Origin of the sequence: Pseudomonas sp. PP3 (genome assembly GCF_905336995.1) — a bacterium.
In the GTDB taxonomy this organism is placed as follows: Bacteria; Pseudomonadota; Gammaproteobacteria; order Pseudomonadales; family Pseudomonadaceae; genus Aquipseudomonas; species Aquipseudomonas reinekei.
Map to the genome: position 1 here is coordinate 5,887,453 of NZ_HG995459.1, position 17,596 is coordinate 5,905,048.

Genomic DNA, 17,596 nt, shown 5'->3' on the forward strand with positions numbered 1-17,596 from the left:
CACATAGACCCGGGTTGCCGGATTCGGGAGCGCTTCGCACTCCAGCGGGAGCAAGCTCCCTCGCCACAAAGTTGTCTCTTAACTCAGCTTGAAGCCACCCATCTGCCGCGCCAAATCATCCGCCAACCGCTGTAACGTCTGGCAATCCTCACGACAAGCCCTGACCTCCCCCGCCGTCGCCCGGGCCAAATCGGAAATCCCCTGCACATTGCGGTTGATCTCTTCGGTCACCGCCGACTGCTCTTCCGTCGCCGTCGCCACCTGATGGTTCATGTCGCTGATGCGCTCGACCTGTCCGGTAATCGCCGTCAACGAAGCCCCGGTCCGCTGGCTCGATTCGACGCCGGTCCCCGTCGCTGCTTGCCCGGAATGCATCGATGACACGGCATTTTCCGCACCCTGCTTGAGGCTGCCGATCATCTGCTGAATCTCGTCGGTGGACGATTGCGTGCGCCGCGCCAAGGTGCGCACTTCATCGGCAACCACCGCAAACCCGCGCCCCATGTCACCGGCCCGCGCGGCTTCGATGGCGGCATTGAGCGCCAACAGGTTGGTTTGTTCAGAAATCCCGCGAATCACTGCCAACACTTGGTCGATGGATGCAACCTGATGGGCCAGCTCGCCTACGGCAGTGGCGGCAACGCCGATTTCGTCGGACATGCTCTCAATATGCCGGATCGAGCCACCGACCACTTCCCGCGCCTGCATCGCCTCATCCCGAGCGGTTTGTGAAGCGACTGCCGCATTGCCCGCGTTCTGGGCGATGTCCTGCACCGTCAGACCCATTTCGTGGACGGCCGTCGCGACCATGTCGGTCATTTCCTGTTGGCGACCCGAACGCTCGGCAGTGTTATCCACAACCTTGGCTACCTGGCCCACCGCCGTGCGCAGACGCTCACTGGTGGTCAGCACTTCACCGATCATGTCGCGCTGACTATCGAGGAACCGATTGAACCCACGGGCCAGATCGCCCAGCTCGTCGGCGCGGCTGGAATCCAGCCGATGGGTCAAATCACCACCACCGCTACCGATGGCCACCAACGCCGCTGTTACCTGACGAATCGGTCGCACCAGTCCTCGGGCCAGCAACACCACCAGCAACAGGCACACCAGTGCCACCACCAGGCCGATGCCACTGCTCATCCACATCGCACGACGGGCTTCGGCGTAGATTTGCGACTGCGGCACTTCGGCCACCAGGGTCCAGCCTAAATCCCGCAGCGGCAGGCTCAACGCCAGATAATCTTCGCCTTCGCGGACAAAGCTGCTGTTGATGGCATTTTTTTGACCCATGACGGCTTCTGCCGCCGGACCACCAATCTGTTCAGCCAAGGTGCGTTTGCCACTGAATTGCGCTTCAGGGTGGACCTGAATCAAACCGTCGGAACGCACGAGATAGACCTTGCCGCGCTCCCCGAAGCTGAAGTTGTGAATCAGCTCCGACAGCTCTTTCATACTCAAGCCAAGGCCCGCAACGCCCACGACTTTGCCGGCCTTCTCAACTTTAAGGTCGATGAAAAGCGCCAATTCTCCGGTGGCCGTGTCGTTGTCGATATTGAGGGTGCGTGGCTGGTTACTGTCGAGAAACGCATAGAACCAGGCGTCCTTGGGATTGGAGCGACTGAGGGTGCGGTCCAGGCCTTTCTCGGTGAAGTAATGGTTGGATGCGGTGCCGACAATCAGCGCGGTAAAGGCTTTGTGCTCGGCGCGGATGCCTTCGAGGTAAGTGGTGAACGTAGCGGTCTGGGCACTGTTTTCACCCTCGGCCAGCCAGTCGCGCACCATGCTGTTGCTGGCAATGTCCTTGGCGGCGGTGAGCGGTTGGACGAGGATGCGCTCGATGTCGTTGCGCATTGCTTCGATGCTCGACGGCAGCGCTTGTTCGACCAGATAGCGCTGGGCGAGGCGGTTGACCACGAGGGTATAAATGCCAACCACGATCAGGATACTGACCAGCAGGGCGGTACCCATGCTCAGGATCAACTGCCACTGAATACTGCGTCGCCAGAACTGCATGGAGCACCCCCAAAGAATAAGAGGCTGAAACACTGCAACAGCCGTGCCGATTGTATACAACGCAACCGACAATTTATTCTTTGGTTGTGCGCAAAGCCGATCAGGCCTGATTGATCGTCTTGGAGATCACTTCAACCGTGGCGCTGACTTGCTCTTGGTAACGGTCGAGTTCGAGCTTGTGCTGCTTCTGCATTTCGATCTGCTGGGAGCACAGATTCATCGCGGCGAGTACCAGCAGGCGGTCACCGATCAGCGTCGGGTACTTTCGTTTGGTGTCGGCCAGGGCAGCTTTCAACATTAATGCAGCGTCCAGCAGGGTCTGCTCTTCCCCTTCCGGGGCCTTGATCGAGTAGTCCTCTCCCAGGATCGAGACGACTTTCACACCCGGGCCGTAACTCATGCGCTGACGGGACCGGCGCTGACGCGTTCAACCAGGGCTTGAATGCGTGCAGCGGTGGCGCCTTGTTTCTCTTCCTGTTCCATCAGGCTCAGTTGCAGGCTTTCGTTTTCATCCTTGGCTTGGGCCAGTTCGGCGCTCAGGGTCTGGTTGGTGCCGAGCAGGGTCTGGTTCTGTTGCACCAGGTCGCTTACCAGTTGTTCCAATTGGCTTAGGGATACTTCCAACATTTTGATTTTCCAGGCATTTTCAAAGGGCGCGTACGATAAAGAAAAGTCACGGTGGAAGCCAGGGTTATACGGGCGCAAGGCCTTGATTTTCCTGGCGACTGACCTTTCTCGCGAACTGTAGAGACTGTGATTGGCCGATCTGGTTCCTGCACTTCGTCGCCATGGCGTTTGTGCGGCAAAACCGCACAGGGGCTCAAGACTTTAGTCGCATGACCGATAAGTCATCCATACGTCAGCCTCGGCACCCCTCAGGTGCGCTCATCCCGGTAAACACCATGTCCCTTCGAAATATGAATATTGCGCCGCGAGCGTTCCTCGGTTTTGCCCTGATTGGCGGCTTGATGCTGCTGCTGGGCGTGTTTGCCCTGAACCAGATGAGCAAGATCCGCGACGCCGCCGAAGACATCACCGTCACCAGCGTGCCGAGCATCAAGAGCCTCGACGAGTTCACCCAATTGACCCTGCGCTTGCGCGTGCTGTCCTACCGCTTACTGGTCAACCGCGAGCCAGACGTGCAGCAGAAAACCATGGAGCTGCTGGATATGCGCAACCAGCAGATCCGCACCGCCCAGGCCACCTACGAAAAGCTGATCAGCAGCCCGCAGGAACGAGCGGCCTACGATCAATACGTGCAGTTGCTCGGGCAGTACCGCCAGATCGAAGACCGGATGAAGACCCTGTCGCGCAACAATCAGGTCGACGAACTGCGCAGCCTGCTCAACGCCGATCTGCTGAGTAACTCCGAAGCCGTCAATGCGGTGCTGAACAAGCTGCTGGAGATCAACACCCAGCAGACCCTCGACACCAACCAGCAAGCTGCCGAGCAGTACGAATCGGCCTTCAATCTGGTGATCACCCTGCTGGTCATCGCCACCGCCCTGACCATCCTGTTCGCCTGGTTGCTGACCAACAGCATCACCAAACCCATCGCCAACGCCCTGGACGCCGCCGAACAGATCGCCGAAGGCAACCTGACGCGCCCGATCACCGTCGATGGCCAGGACGAGGCCGGTCGCCTGTTGCTGGCGATGTCGAAAATGCAGGACAAGCTGCGCGACACCCTTCAACGGATCTCCGGCTCGGCCACGCAACTGGCGTCGGCTGCGGAAGAACTCAACAGCGTCACCGACGAAAGCGCCCGCGGCCTGACCCAGCAAAACAACGAAATCGAACAGGCCGCCACGGCGGTCAATGAAATGACCAGTGCCGTGGAAGAAGTCGCGCGCAACGCGGTGAGCACGTCCGAAGCCTCGAAGAACGCCACCACTTCCGCCGGCGATGGCCGTGATCTGGTACAGGAAACCGTCAGCGCCATCGAACGCATGAGCGCCGATGTGCAGAGCACCGCGACCCTGATCGGCGACCTGGCCAATGAGTCCCGTGACATCGGCAAGGTGCTGGACGTGATCCGTGGCCTGGCCGACCAGACCAACCTGCTGGCCCTGAACGCAGCCATCGAAGCCGCTCGTGCCGGTGAGGCCGGTCGTGGTTTTGCCGTGGTTGCGGACGAAGTGCGGGCACTGGCCCATCGCACCCAGCAGTCGACCAGCGAAATCGAACGCATGATCGGCAGCATCCAGAGCGGCACCGAACACGCCGTGGATTCGATGCGCAACAGCACCGAACGCGCCGAGTCGACCCTGAACATCGCCCGCGGCGCCGGGATGTCGCTGGACACCATCAACAGCGCGATTGTCGAGATCAACGAACGCAACCTGGTGATCGCCAGCGCCGCCGAAGAGCAGGCGCAAGTGGCCCGGGAAGTGGACCGCAACCTGGTGAACATTCGTGATTTGTCGGTGCAATCGGCGACGGGTGCCAATCAGACCAGTGCAGCGAGCAGTGAGCTGTCGCGTTTGGCGGTGGACCTGAACACCATGGTTGGGCGGTTTAGCCTGTAACTGGACCCCACACCCCCTGTGGCGAGGGAGCTTGCTCCCGCTCGACTGCGCTGCGGTTGCCATCGGGCTTGCAAAATCAATTTGCAACGACTCCGAGGGTCGCTACGCGACCTGACGGGAGCAAGCTCCCTCGCCACAGGGATCGAGCATGACTCGATAACGTCACCAAAAAGCTTTTTGACAGCATCACATTTCAACAGGTTAGAATCACTGGCACGCAGACTGCATGGTCAGTTTGTGCCCGTCTTTGAGCTTCTGGAGTATTGCCTTTGAATGCGACGACCATCAACAGCCTGTTCTTGATCGGCGCGTTGCTGGTAGGTGCAAGCATTCTGGTGAGCTCACTTTCGTCCCGCCTCGGCATCCCGATTCTGGTGATCATCCTGGCCGTGGGCATGGCGGCCGGCGTCGACGGCGGCGGCATCATCTTCGATAACTACCCAACGGCCTATCTGGTCGGCAACCTCGCGTTGGCGGTGATCCTGCTCGACGGCGGTTTGCGCACGCGGGTGTCGAGTTTCCGCGTGGCGTTATGGCCGGCGTTGTCGCTGGCCACAGTCGGGGTGTTGATTACCACCGGGTTGACCGGCATGGCCGCTGCGTGGCTGTTCGACCTCAATATGATTCAGGGTTTGCTGATCGGCGCCATCGTCGGCTCCACCGACGCCGCGGCAGTGTTCTCGCTGCTGGGCGGCAAAGGCCTGAACGAGCGGGTGACCGCCACTCTGGAAATCGAATCCGGCAGCAACGACCCGATGGCGGTGTTCCTCACCGTCACACTGATCGACATGCTCGCCAGCGGCCAGACCGGCCTGCACTGGAGCCTGCTGACCCATCTTCTGCGCGAGTTCGGCATCGGTGGCGTGATTGGCCTGGGTGGCGGCTGGCTGATGCTGCAACTGGTCAACCGGATCAATCTGGCCACCGGCCTGTACCCGATCCTGGTCATCGCCGGCGGACTGGTGGTGTTTGCCCTGACCAACGCCCTGCACGGCAGCGGCTTCCTCGCGGTGTACCTGTGCGGCCTGGTGATCGGCAACCGCCCGGTGCGCAGCCGTCACGGCATTCTGCACATGCTCGACGGCATGGCCTGGCTGGCACAGATCGGCATGTTCCTGGTGCTGGGGCTGCTGGTCACGCCCCACGACTTACTGCCGATTGCCCTGCCGGCCCTCGCCCTCGCGCTGTGGATGATTCTGTTTGCCCGGCCACTGTCGGTAGTGGTTGGCTTGTTACCGTTCAAGGCGTTCCATGGCCGTGAGAAAGTCTTCATTTCCTGGGTCGGCCTGCGCGGCGCGGTCCCGATCATTCTGGCGGTGTTCCCGCTGATGGCCGGCCTCCCCAATGCCCAGCTGTATTTCAACCTGGCCTTCTTTATCGTGCTGGTGTCGCTGTTGGTGCAGGGCACAAGCCTGCCGTGGGTCGCCAAACTGTTGAAAGTAACCGTACCACCGGATCCCGCGCCGATCTCCCGATCAGCGCTGGAAGTGCACGTCACCAGCGAGTGGGAGCTGTTCGTTTATCGCCTCGGCGCCGAAAAATGGTGCATCGGTTCGCCCCTGCGTGAACTGAAAATGCCCGAAGGCACCCGTATCGCGGCCCTGTTTCGTGGCCAGCAACTGCTCCATCCGTCGGGTAGTACGGTGCTGGAAGTCGATGATTTACTGTGCGTAATCGGCCATGAACACAACCTTGCAGCCCTCGGAAAACTCTTCAGTCAGGCGCCGCAACGGGGCCTCGATTTGCGCTTCTTCGGCGACTTCGTACTCGAAGGAGATGCCCAACTGGCCGCGGTTGCTGCCCTGTACGGGTTGAAGGTCGAAGGCATCGATCCGGAGATGTCCCTGGCCAGGTTCATTGCCCAGAAAGTGGGGGGTGCTCCTGTAGTCGGGGACCAGGTGGAATGGAACAACACCATCTGGACCGTCGCAGTCATGGACGGGAACAAGATTGGCAAAGTGGGCGTCAGATTCCCCGAAGGAAGTCGCCCGGGTCCGGGACTCTTCCTCTAAACTCCATTCTTCGCCTCGTATTTGATCGGTCTCTATGTCAAGCCTGCGCTCTTTGTTGTTCATGGTCCTTGTGGGCCTGAGTCTTTCTGTCGGCCCTTTGCAAGCCGCCGAACCGCCCTCCCGCGAATCCGTGCAGACGAGTCTGGACAAGATTGCCGACCGCAAACTGCCGGAAGCCGATCAAAAAGCCTTGCAGTCCGTCTTGCAAGGCACGCTGACGCAGCTCAACAATCAGCGTGATTACGAGCAGAAACTCAGCGATCTCAAGCAGCAACTGGCCACCGCCCCCAAGCAAACCATCGAGAACCAGCGTGAGCTGACCCGTCTCAAGGCCAGCACCGTGGTGCCGGTGGCGCAACGCTTCGCCAAAGAGTCGATCCAGCAACTCGAGCAATTGCTCACCGAGCGCTCGACCCAGCAAAGCGATCTGCAAAAAGCCCTGGCGGACGCCAACAGTCTGATCATCACCGCCCAGACCCGTCCCGAGCGCGCCCAGGCCGAAATCTCCGCCAGCCAGACGCGCATCCAGCAGATCAACAACATCCTCAAGACCGGCAAAGACGCCGGCAAGACGCTGAGCGGCGAACAGCGCGACCAGCTCAACGCCGAGCTCGCAGCCCTGAATGCCCTGATCCCGCTGCGTCGCCAGGAACTGGCCGGCAATACCCAACTGCAAGACCTGGGCAACAGCCAGCATGACTTGCTATCGGAAAAGTCCGATCGCCTGGACCAGGAAATCCAGGACCTGCAAAGCCTGATCAATCAGAAGCGTCTGGCCCAGTCCCAGGAAACCGTGACGCAGCAGTCGATCGAAGCGCAAAAGGCCGGCGGCAGCAGCCTGTTGGCGACCGAAAGCGCGGCCAACCTGAAGCTCTCGGACTACCTGCTCAAAAGCACGGACCGCCTCAACGAAGTTACCCAGCAAAACCTGCAGACCAAGCAACAACTCGACAGCGTGACCCAGAGCGACTCGGCGCTGGACGAACAGATCAACGTGCTCAAAGGCAGCTTGCTGCTGTCCAAGATTCTCTACAAGCAGAAGCAGGCACTGCCGCGCCTCAAGCTCGACCGCGACCTCGCCGACCAGATCGCCGACATTCGCCTGTATCAGTTCGAAGTCAGCCAGCAACGGGAATTGCTCAGCAACCCGGCCACCTACGTCGACAATTTGCTGTCGAACCAACCACCCGAGCAAGTCACCCCGCAGTTGCGCAAGAGCCTGCTGGAACTGGCGACTACCCGCGCCGACCTGCTGGAGCGGCTGAACCGCGAATTGAGCGCGGTGCTCAACGAATCCATCACCCTGCAACTGAACCAGAAGCAATTGCTCAGCACCGCGCAAAGCCTGCGCGCAACGCTTGACGAGCAAATGTTCTGGATTCCCAGCAACAAGCCACTGGACCTGGAATGGATACGCGCCGTGCCGGATCGCCTGGAACGCCAGGTCGATACCCTGCCGCTGGCCTCAAGCCTGAGCGAACTGACTGATGGCCTGACCCAGCGACCGTTGCTGTTCTTGCCGCTGGCACTGTTGATCGGTGCCCTGTTGTGGCGTCGCAAGCAACTGTATGCCCGCCTGAACAAGGTTCACCAGGACGTCGGCCACTTCAAGCGCGACAGCCAGTGGCACACGCCGCAGGCGATCCTGATCAATATCCTGTTGGCGATGCCAGTCTCGCTGGGTCTGGCCCTTTGCGGTCTGGCCCTGCAGATCGACGCACGCGGGCAAAACGCCAACATGGGCGCAGCGTTGCTGCAAATGGCCCAGGCGTGGCTGGTGTTCTACACCGCCTACCGGATCCTCGCGCCGGGCGGCGTGGCTGAGCTGCATTTCCGTTGGGAAAAGCCCCAGGTCGAATTCCTCCGCGGCTGGGTACGCCGCCTCGGGATGGTGGTGATGGCCCTGGTGGCGGTGGTGGCCGTTGCCGAGCTGCAACCGGCCGGGCTGGCCGACGACGTGATCGGCATGCCAGTGGTGCTCACCTGCTACGCCTTGATGACCTTGCTGCTCAGCCGCCTGCTGATCAGCAGCCCGACCCACGAAAACGCCTCGCTGTTCCGCAAGGTCGTCGGTATTTTGTTCACCGCCCTGCCCGTCGCACTGTTTGTGGCGGTGTGCTTCGGCTACTACTACACCGCACTGAAACTCAGCGACCGGTTGATCAACACCTTGTACCTGCTGATGTTCTGGCTGGTAATCGAAGCCACCTTCGTCCGTGGCCTGAGCGTCGCGGCACGCCGCCTGGCTTACCAGCGCGCCCTGGCCAAACGTCAGGCGGCCAAAGAGGCCGGCGACGGCGAAGCGGTGATCGAAGAACCGACCCTGGATATCGAGAAGGTCAACGAACAGTCCCTGCGCCTGATTCGCCTGGCCTTGCTCGGCGGCTTCATGGCGTTGCTGTACTGGGTCTGGGCCGACCTGATCACGGTGTTCTCGTACCTCGACAACATCACCCTCTACGAATACACCAGCGGTACCGGCGCCAACATGAGTATGGTGCCAATCAGCATCGGCGACATGCTCGGTGCGCTGATCATCATCGGCATCACCTTTGCCCTGGCGCGCAACTTGCCCGGCCTGCTGGAAGTGTTCGTGCTGTCCAAGCTCAATCTGGCCCAGGGCAGCGCTTACGCTACGACAACGTTGCTGTCCTACGTGATCGCCGGTGTCGGTTTCGTCTCGACCCTGTCGACCCTCGGCGTGAGCTGGGACAAGTTGCAGTGGCTGGTGGCGGCACTGTCGGTGGGCCTCGGTTTCGGCATGCAGGAGATTTTTGCGAACTTCATCTCCGGGATCATGATCCTGTTCGAACGTCCGGTACGGATCGGCGACACCATCACCATCGGTAACCTGTCGGGCACGGTGAGCAAGATCCGCATTCGCGCCACGACCATCACCGACTTCGACCGCAAGGACATCATTGTTCCGAACAAGACGTTCATTACCGGGCAGCTGATCAACTGGTCCCTGACCGACACCATCACCCGGGTGACGCTCAAGCTAGGGGTCGATTACGGCTCGGACCTGGACCTGGTGAAAGAACTGCTGCTCAAAGCCGCGCGAGAAAACCCACGGGTACTCAAAGAACCCGAGCCGCACGTGTATTTCCTGAACTTCGGCGAAAGCACCCTCGACCACGAGTTGCGCATGCACGTGCGTGACCTCGGTGACCGTAACCCGGTGCTCGATGAGGTCAACCGCTTCATCAACCGCGAGTTCAAGAAGCAGCACATCAACATCTCGTTCCGGCAGATGGAGGTGTACCTGAAGAACCTGCACGGCCAGGAATACAAGATGGTACCGATCGAACCGGAAGCGAAAACCATCGTGCCGCTGCCGGATGGCAAACAGCCACCGCAAATGCCGCCCGCCGCCAAACTCGACTAACCGGACTTTCCCCAGCAGAATGCTCGGACATTCTGCTGGAGTCGGCCCTTGAAAGCCCTCGACGAACTGACCTTCGATAATCGCTTCGACCGCTTGGGCGATACGTTTTCCGCCCACGTGCTGCCCGAGCCCATCGACAACCCGCGCCTGGTAGTCGCCAGTTCCGCCGCCATGGCGCTGCTGGACCTCGACCCGGCCGTGGCCGAAACCCCGGAGTTCGCCGAGCTGTTCAGCGGCCACAAGCTGTGGGCCGACGCGGTTCCTCGGGCGATGGTCTATTCCGGGCATCAGTTCGGTTCATACAACCCGCAACTGGGCGACGGCCGTGGCCTGTTGCTGGGCGAGGTGTACAACGAGGCCGGCGAGCACTGGGACCTGCACCTCAAGGGTGCCGGCCAGACACCGTTTTCACGCATGGGCGATGGCCGCGCAGTGCTGCGCTCTTCGATCCGCGAGTTCCTCGCCTCTGAAGCCCTGCACGCGCTGAACATTCCGACGACGCGGGCATTGTGCGTGATCGGCTCGGATACACCGGTCTGGCGCGAAAAACAGGAACGCGCCGCCATGGTCCTGCGCCTGGCACCGAGCCACGTGCGCTTCGGGCACTTCGAATATTTCTACTACACCAAACGCCCCGAAAAGCAGAAAGAACTCGGCGAACACGTGCTGGCCATGCATTTCCCGGAATGCCTGGAGCAACCGGAACCGTACCTGGCGATGTTCCGCGAGATCGTCGAGCGCAATGCCGAACTGATCGCCAAGTGGCAAGCCTATGGTTTCTGCCACGGCGTGATGAACACCGACAACATGTCGATCCTCGGCATCACCTTCGACTTTGGCCCATTCGCCTTCCTCGACGACTTCGACGCCAACTTCATCTGTAACCACTCCGATGACCAGGGCCGCTACTCCTTCAGCAACCAGGTGCCGATCGGCCAGTGGAACCTCAGCGCCCTGGCCCAGGCCCTGACGCCGTTCATCAGCGTCGAAGCCCTGCGCGAAACCCTCGGCCTGTATTTGCCGCTGTTCCAGGCCCATTACCTGGACCTGATGCGCCGCCGCCTCGGCCTGACCAGCGCTGAAGAAGACGACCAGAAACTGCTGGAACACCTGCTGCAACTGATGCAAAACAGCGGCGTCGATTACAGCCTGTTCTTCCGCCGACTGGGCGAAGAATCACCCGAAACCGCCATCGCCCGCCTGCGCGATGACTTCGTCGACATCAAGGGTTTCGATGCCTGGGGCGAGCTCTACGTGGCCCGGGTCGCCCGGGAAGGCGAGCTGAACCAGGAGCAACGTCGCGATCGGATGCACGCGGTCAATCCGCTGTACATCCTGCGCAACTATCTGGCGCAAAAAGCCATCGATGCGGCAGAGAACGGCGACTACTCAGAAGTGCGTCGTCTGCATGCCGTACTGAGCAAGCCGTTCGAAGAACAACCGGGGATGGAACGCTACGCCGAACGGCCGCCGGAATGGGGCAAGCATCTGGAGATCAGTTGTTCGTCGTGAAGCCGGTCATATGAAGGTTTCCACCGATTTGCGATATTCGTCCGCCGACCAATGGCGTCCCGCCCTTCTCCGGCGTAGATTCGCACGACTTCTCTGCCCGATTGAAAATGTGAGCAGACGTCTCCAAATAGGAATAATCGGATTCTTCACAGGACCACCTACATGTCTGACCCATTCCACATTCCCTGCCCCCACTGCAACGGCCTCAACCGCATCCCCGCCGAGCGCCTGGGCGACCACCCAAAATGCGGGCGCTGCAAGGCCGACGTCCTGCTGAACAAGCCTTTCGAATTGAAACAGGGTGACTACGCCAGCCAGATCAAGGGCGATCTGCCGTTGCTGGTGGACGTGTGGGCCGACTGGTGTGGGCCGTGCAAGTCGTTTTCGCCGGTGTTTGAACAGGCCGCTGCGCAATTGGCCGGCAAATGCCGGCTGGCCAAGCTGGACAGTGAGGCGAACCAGCAATTGTCGGCTCAGTTGGGGATTCGCTCGATTCCGAGCCTGATTCTGTTCAAGAACGGTCGGGAAGTCGCCCGCCAGAGCGGGGCCTTCCCGTTACCGCAATTGATGAGTTGGTTGCGCAGTCAGGGGATTTGACAGCAACCTTAAACCCTGTGGGAGCGACCCTGCTCGCTCCCACAGTTTTTTCAGGTGTTTTCCAGCAGGTTATGCAGTTCAACAAACTGCTGCGTCAACTTGTGCCGCGGGTCGAGATGGATCAGCGGCGTGTTGGCTTGGTGGGATTCGCGCATGCGCACCGAACTGGCCAGGTACACCGGCAACACCGGCAGGCCTTCGGCGATCAGTTCATCGAGGATTTGCTGCGGCAGGCTGGCCCGGGCCTGGAACTGGTTGACGACGATGCCTTCCACTTCCAGGCCTTCGTTATGGTCTTCCTTCAGCTCTTCGATTTCCGCCAGCAGGCCGTACAGCGCCTGACGCGAGAAGCTGTCGCAATCGAAGGGAATCAGTACCCGATCAGCGGCAATCAGCGCTGAAACCGCATAGAAGTTAAGTGCGGGCGGGGTATCGAGGTAAATCCGGTCATAGTCTTCGCTCAGCTCTTCAAGCAACTTTCTGAGCTTGTTGATCTTGTGCTTGGCCTCAAGTTTGGGCTGCAGGTCGGCCAGTTCAGCCGTGGCGGTGACAACATGGAGGTTATCGAACGGCGTTTCGTAAATATCAACCTGGTTCTTCTTGGAGAACGGCCCGGAAGACAGGGTCTGCTTGAAGAAATCGGCAATCCCCATCGGAATGTCGTTGCCGGTGAGCCCCGTCAGGTATTGAGTGGAATTGGCCTGGGCATCGAGATCCACCAACAGGGTACGAAAACCCTCGCTGGCGCTGACCGCCGCCAAATTGCAGGCAATGCTGGATTTGCCTACGCCACCTTTCTGATTGAACACCACGCGCCGCATGTCAAAACCTCCGTGTATCAAAGAATGATCGAGTGTAGTGGTCGATGGCGTTGCTTAGCTACCTCGCGGGCAAGGGACTACACAGTCAGTCGTCATCTCTTGCTGAAAAACCGACAAAACTCCGGGCCAAACGGAGCCAGAGCCGACAGACGGGGCTTATGAAAATGTGAATAAATACCAAATGTTCGGATTTCGCGAACTAACCGGTACATCTCACTGAGCAAAATGTAACCAGCATTTGCTACACGTTCGTCGCACCGGGATAATGCGCACCACTCGGCGCCAGGCGCCACGTAGGGTGTGCCGTGCCTTTGCGCCACTCACCGCGTCAAGAAAGCCCTCAAGGGCGGGATGAATGTCTGTGATCAATTTCAACATCGCCCAGTGGCGCGCGTGGGCCCCGGGGCTCGAAAGCGTGGACGACTGGCAGGCCTGGAGCCGACGACCGGTCGTGCTTCCGGGCAGCGATGCGGCCCCGGACGTCTCATTTCTGCCGGCCATGCAGCGCCGGCGCCTCAGCCGGCTGGCGCGAATGGCGTTCAGCGTCGGCTGGCCCCTGGCCGAAGGTCGCCAGGACTTGCCGCTGGTCTTTGTTTCCCGTCATGGCGAAACCCCGCGCACGTTCGACATTCTCAGCGAGTTGGCCACTGAACAGCCGCTGTCTCCGACCCAGTTCAGCCTGTCGGTGCACAACGCGATCATCGGCCTGTGGTCGATCATGCGCGGTGAAACCAGCGAGATGACCGCCCTTGCCGCAGCCGGCGACGGACTGGAAGACGGCATGCTGGAGGCCGCGGCATTGCTGAATGAAGGTGTGCCGGCCGTGTTGTTGGTGGTGACCGAAGAGCAGCCGCCCGAAGCCTATTCGACGTGGATCGATGACGTGCCGTTTCCGTATGCCCTCGGCCTGCTGATCACACCCGGCAATGACTGGCAGCTGTCCCTGAACAGCCCGCCACAAGCGTTGTCAAAAGTTCGCTGGCCCCATGCGCTGAATCTGTTGCGTGCGCTGTTGGGTGAGCAAACCACCTGCCAACATGCCTGGAAAAATCGCGTATGGACCTGGCAACGCAACCCATGACCGAGAAAAACCGCGACGCCTACTACTGGCGCCTGCTGGCCACGGCTGCAAGCTTCACCCTGTTCGGACTGGGCGGGCTGTGCCTGCGTCTGGTGGTTTTCCCGGTACTCGGCTGCCTGCCGGGCGATGCCCGCACCCACCGGCTGCGCGCAAGGCGCATGGTCAGCCGCTGCTTCTGGTTTTTCGTGCAGTTCATGGCCCGCGCCGGCGTGCTGACTTATGACATTCAGGGCGCGGAGAAACTCGGGCGTCCGGGGCAGATGATCATCGCCAATCATCCCTCGTTGATCGACGTGGTATTCCTGATCGGGCTGGTGCGCCACACCAACTGCGTGGTCAAGCAAAGCCTCTGGGAAAACCCTTTCACCCGCGGCCCGCTGCGCCGCACCGATTACATCAGCAACGACGGCAGCATGGACATGCTCGATGCCGCCGCCGACGCCTTGAAAGAAGGGCAAACCCTGATCATCTTTCCCGAAGGCACCCGCACCCAGCCGGGTCAGGCGCCAGCCTTTCATCGGGGGGGAGCGGCAATTGCCCTGCGGGGTGCGAAAATCCTCACCCCCGTGGTGATCAAGGTCACCCCGACCACTTTGACCAAGGCGGAGCCCTGGTACCGGATCCCAAAGCGTCGCGTGCACTTCAGTTTCCGCGTCGGGGCCGATATAGACCCACAGGCCTTCGCTGCAATGGGCGCGGCCCCTCAGGCCTCGCGCAAGCTCAACGATTATCTACATTCTTACTTTATTAAGGAGCTCGCCGAAGATGAGCGATCTGCACCGTGATATCAAAATGCTTATCATCGACGCCCTCGGCCTCGAAGACATCAGTGCCGACGACATCGGCGATGACCTGACGCTCTTCGGCGAAGGCCTGGGCCTGGACTCCGTGGATGCCCTGGAACTCGGCCTGGCCATCCAGAAAAAGTACGGCATCAAAATCGATGCCGACGCCAAGGACACGCGTAATCACTTCAGCAACGTGGCGAGCCTTGCAGCGTTCGTCACCGCAAAACAGGCAGCTTGAGACCGGACCATGCAAACTCGTGACGACATTTTCAACACCCTGCGCGATGCCTTGGTCGAGCTGTTTGAACTGGACCCCGAGCGCGTCAGCCTCGAATCCAATCTGTATCAGGATCTGGAAATCGACAGCATCGACGCGGTCGACCTGATCGACCACATCAAACGTCAGACCGGCAAGAAAATCGCCGCCGAAGAATTCAAGTCGGTACGTACCGTCAGCGACGTCGTCGAGGCGGTCTACCGTCTGGTTCAACCGGCCGCATGAGCCGACTGATCGGCCTTGGCCTGCTGCTGGCAGGCCTGCTGTACCCCTTTGCGGTGTATTTCGGCATGGAGCACTTCGCGCCGTGGCAGTTCGGGCTGCTGCTGGGCAGCCTGTGGCTGGCTCGCGCGTTGACCGGCCGACACAAGCCCGGCAGCCAATGGATGGCGGCGGCAGCCATCGGGTTTTGCCTGCTGCTGGCACTATTCGACAGCCCGGCGCTGCTGCGCTGGTATCCGGTGTTGATCAGCGCTTTCATGCTGGCGCTGTTCGGCTTGAGTCTGAAGTACGGGCCACCAATGGTCGAACGCCTGGCCCGCTTGCGCGAACCGTACCTGCCCGCCAAGGCTATTCGCTATACCCGCCAGGTGACGATCGCCTGGAGTGTGTTTTTTCTTTGCAACGGTTTGTGCGCCGCCGCCCTGACGCTGTGGGCGCCGCTGAGCTGGTGGATGTTGTACACCGGCCTGATTTCCTACGGATTGATAGGCCTGATGTTTGCCATTGAATGGCTGATACGACAACGGGTACGAGGCCACCCATGAATTGGATAAAACTTGAGCAGTTGCTGCTCAAGGCCGAGCCGGAACGTGCCGTAACGGCCGAGCCGTCGCTCGATCACGCACACCTGTGCGCACAGGCCTTGAGCCTGGCCGCCGGCCTGCAAGCCCAGGGCGTGCAGCGCATTGCCGTGCACCTTGAAGACGCCGCCGATCTGGCGATTGCCCTGCTGGGCGCCTGGCGTGCCGGGGCCAGCGTGTTATTGCCGGCCGACCTGCAAGCGCAAACGCGCCAGCGCTGGTCGAACGAGGTGGACCTGTGGCTGACCGATCAGCCCGACGATGCGCATCTCGGCGATTATCGGCAATCGCCGCTCAGTCCCGCCTCGCTGGATTTGGATCAATGCCGGCTGAGCCTGTGTACGTCCGGGTCCAGTGGCGAGCCCAAGCGCATCGAAAAAAGCCTGCGGCAACTGGCCAACGAGGTCGAAGCCCTGGAACAGCTGTGGGGTGCCGATCTCGGTCCGGCATGCATCATCGGCAGCGTTGCCACCCAACACATCTATGGCCTGCTGTTCCGGGTGCTCTGGCCGTTGTGCGCCGGGCGTCCGTTCATGCGCAGGCAACTGGCCTTTCCCGAAGACCTGCAACGCGCCAGTCGCGAGCATCCGGCGTTTGCCTGGGTCGCCAGCCCGGCGCTGCTCAAGCGCATGGGCGACAACCTCGACTGGCCGGCCCTGAGCGCAGTGCGCCGGGTATTTTCTTCTGGCGGTGCGTTACCGGCCGAGGCCGCGCAAAGCCTGCAACAACGCCTGCATCAATGGCCGACCGAGATTTTCGGCAGCTCGGAAACCGGCGGCATTGCCTGGCGACAAGGGCATGCACCCTGGCAGCCGTTTGCCGGCATCAAGCTCAGCCAGGACGACGACGGCGCACTGCTCATCGCCTCGCCATACTTGCCCGCCGGCCATATCGAACAGACCGCCGATGCCGCGCGAATCGCCGCTGACGGCCGTTTCGAACTACTGGGACGGCTCGACCGGATCGTTAAACTGGAAGAAAAACGCATCTCGCTGCCGATGCTGGAGCAAGCGCTGATGACCCACGCCTGGGTGGCCGAAGCGCGCCTTGGCGTCGTTCAGGAAAACCGCGCCTCGCTGGGGGCGCTGCTGGTTCTGACAGAGGCGGGCCTGCATGCCCTGCGTAATCAAGGTCGACGCACGCTCACCGAGCAGTTACGCCAACACTTGAGCGAGCATTGCGAAGCGCTGGCCCTGCCACGACGCTGGCGCTTGTTGCGGCAAATGCCGTTGAACAGCCAAGGCAAACTGCCCCAGACCGTCGTCGAAGCCCTGCTGCTGGCACCACGCCCCAAGGCACCGGAAGTATTGGAGCAGTCCGAAACCGAGGGCGAGTGGAGCCTGCAACTGGCCGTGCCGCCGGATCTTGCCTATTTCAGCGGCCACTTCCCCACGGCGCCGGTACTGCCTGGCGTAGTGCAGGTCGAATGGGCGCTGAACCTGGGCCAGCACTTGATGAACCTGCCGGCAACGTTCGCCGGCATGGAGGTACTGAAGTTTCAGCAACTGGTGCGCCCGGGGGATGAAGTCCAGTTGCACCTGCGTTTCGACCCGGTGCGCAGCAAGCTGTATTTCGCCTATCGCAACGAAACCGCGACCTGCTCCAGCGGGCGCATTTTGCTGGAGGCGGCAGATGCCTGACCCAAGAGGTTTGGTGAGGCAGGAATGCTCATTGTGGCGAAGGAGCTTGCTCCCGCTGGGCTGCGAAGCAGACCCTATTGTGGCGAGCGCTTCGCACTCGAGCGGGAGCAAGCTCCCTCGCCACAGGGAATTT

At 60.8% G+C, this 17,596-nt stretch carries 15 protein-coding genes; 11 read left to right on the forward strand and 4 right to left on the reverse strand.

Annotated elements, in window-relative coordinates; all coding sequences use genetic code 11:
- Positions 1-78 precede the first annotated feature (78 nt).
- From KHO07_RS26645 to KHO07_RS26655, 3 genes are all read right to left on the reverse strand, one after another.
- Positions 79-2,016 (reverse strand): methyl-accepting chemotaxis protein, encoded by a 1,938-nt coding sequence (locus KHO07_RS26645; RefSeq protein ID WP_212625959.1) that lies wholly within the window; start codon positions 2,014-2,016, stop codon positions 79-81.
- A 100-nt stretch (positions 2,017-2,116) separates the two neighbouring features.
- Positions 2,117-2,416 (reverse strand): cell division protein ZapA, encoded by a 300-nt coding sequence (locus KHO07_RS26650; RefSeq protein ID WP_075947277.1) that lies wholly within the window; start codon positions 2,414-2,416, stop codon positions 2,117-2,119.
- Positions 2,413-2,643 carry a hypothetical protein gene (locus KHO07_RS26655; protein ID WP_212625960.1) on the reverse strand — a complete coding sequence of 77 codons (231 nt, stop codon included), beginning with the start codon at positions 2,641-2,643 and terminating at the stop codon, positions 2,413-2,415. The genes KHO07_RS26650 and KHO07_RS26655 overlap by 4 nt, the downstream gene beginning before the upstream one ends.
- Before the next feature lie 275 nt (positions 2,644-2,918).
- Here KHO07_RS26655 and KHO07_RS26660 point away from each other — a divergent pair, with 275 nt between their 5' ends.
- From KHO07_RS26660 to trxC, 5 genes are all read left to right on the forward strand, one after another.
- Positions 2,919-4,544, forward strand: a complete 1,626-nt coding sequence (locus tag KHO07_RS26660; RefSeq protein ID WP_212625961.1) for a methyl-accepting chemotaxis protein — start codon at positions 2,919-2,921, stop codon at positions 4,542-4,544.
- 269 nt (positions 4,545-4,813) lie between these two features.
- A complete protein-coding gene (locus tag KHO07_RS26665; RefSeq protein ID WP_212625962.1) occupies positions 4,814-6,556 on the forward strand; it encodes a potassium/proton antiporter in 1,743 nt (580 codons plus the stop codon).
- A 34-nt stretch (positions 6,557-6,590) separates the two neighbouring features.
- Positions 6,591-9,944 carry a mechanosensitive channel MscK gene (mscK, locus tag KHO07_RS26670; protein WP_212625963.1) on the forward strand — a complete coding sequence of 1,118 codons (3,354 nt, stop codon included), beginning with the start codon at positions 6,591-6,593 and terminating at the stop codon, positions 9,942-9,944.
- Between the two features lie 48 nt (positions 9,945-9,992).
- Complete coding sequence (gene selO, locus KHO07_RS26675) at positions 9,993-11,456, forward strand: protein adenylyltransferase SelO (RefSeq protein ID WP_212625964.1); 1,464 nt, start codon at positions 9,993-9,995, stop codon at positions 11,454-11,456.
- A 162-nt stretch (positions 11,457-11,618) separates the two neighbouring features.
- Positions 11,619-12,053, forward strand: coding sequence for a thioredoxin TrxC (gene trxC, locus KHO07_RS26680; RefSeq protein WP_212625965.1), 435 nt, complete (start codon positions 11,619-11,621; stop codon positions 12,051-12,053).
- Between the two features lie 50 nt (positions 12,054-12,103).
- Here the strand turns inward: trxC and KHO07_RS26685 are convergent, their stop codons facing one another.
- A complete protein-coding gene (locus tag KHO07_RS26685) occupies positions 12,104-12,874 on the reverse strand; it encodes a ParA family protein (RefSeq protein WP_150735592.1) in 771 nt (256 codons plus the stop codon).
- 355 nt (positions 12,875-13,229) lie between these two features.
- Between KHO07_RS26685 and KHO07_RS26690 the strand changes: the two genes are divergently transcribed.
- From KHO07_RS26690 to KHO07_RS26715, 6 genes are read left to right on the forward strand one after another with little or no spacing between them, the layout of a single operon-like run.
- Positions 13,230-13,955 carry a beta-ketoacyl synthase chain length factor gene (locus tag KHO07_RS26690; protein WP_212625966.1) on the forward strand — a complete coding sequence of 242 codons (726 nt, stop codon included), beginning with the start codon at positions 13,230-13,232 and terminating at the stop codon, positions 13,953-13,955.
- Entirely contained in the window at positions 13,931-14,740 is an 810-nt protein-coding gene (locus tag KHO07_RS26695) for a lysophospholipid acyltransferase family protein (RefSeq protein ID WP_212625967.1), read from the forward strand. The genes KHO07_RS26690 and KHO07_RS26695 overlap by 25 nt, the downstream gene beginning before the upstream one ends.
- Positions 14,721-14,981: a phosphopantetheine-binding protein gene (locus tag KHO07_RS26700; protein ID WP_150735589.1), complete on the forward strand. Its 261-nt coding sequence runs from the start codon at positions 14,721-14,723 to the stop codon at positions 14,979-14,981. Before KHO07_RS26695 ends, KHO07_RS26700 begins: the two co-directional genes overlap by 20 nt.
- A 9-nt stretch (positions 14,982-14,990) precedes the next feature.
- On the forward strand, positions 14,991-15,245 hold the full coding sequence (locus KHO07_RS26705) for an acyl carrier protein (protein ID WP_007992314.1): 255 nt from the start codon (positions 14,991-14,993) through the stop codon (positions 15,243-15,245).
- The gene (locus tag KHO07_RS26710) at positions 15,242-15,787 is read left to right on the forward strand and encodes a hypothetical protein (protein WP_150735588.1); all 546 of its coding nucleotides are present in this window, start codon (positions 15,242-15,244) and stop codon (positions 15,785-15,787) included. The genes KHO07_RS26705 and KHO07_RS26710 overlap by 4 nt, the downstream gene beginning before the upstream one ends.
- Complete coding sequence (locus tag KHO07_RS26715) at positions 15,784-17,463, forward strand: acyl-CoA synthetase family protein (RefSeq protein ID WP_212625968.1); 1,680 nt, start codon at positions 15,784-15,786, stop codon at positions 17,461-17,463. Before KHO07_RS26710 ends, KHO07_RS26715 begins: the two co-directional genes overlap by 4 nt.
- Positions 17,464-17,596 lie beyond the last annotated feature (133 nt).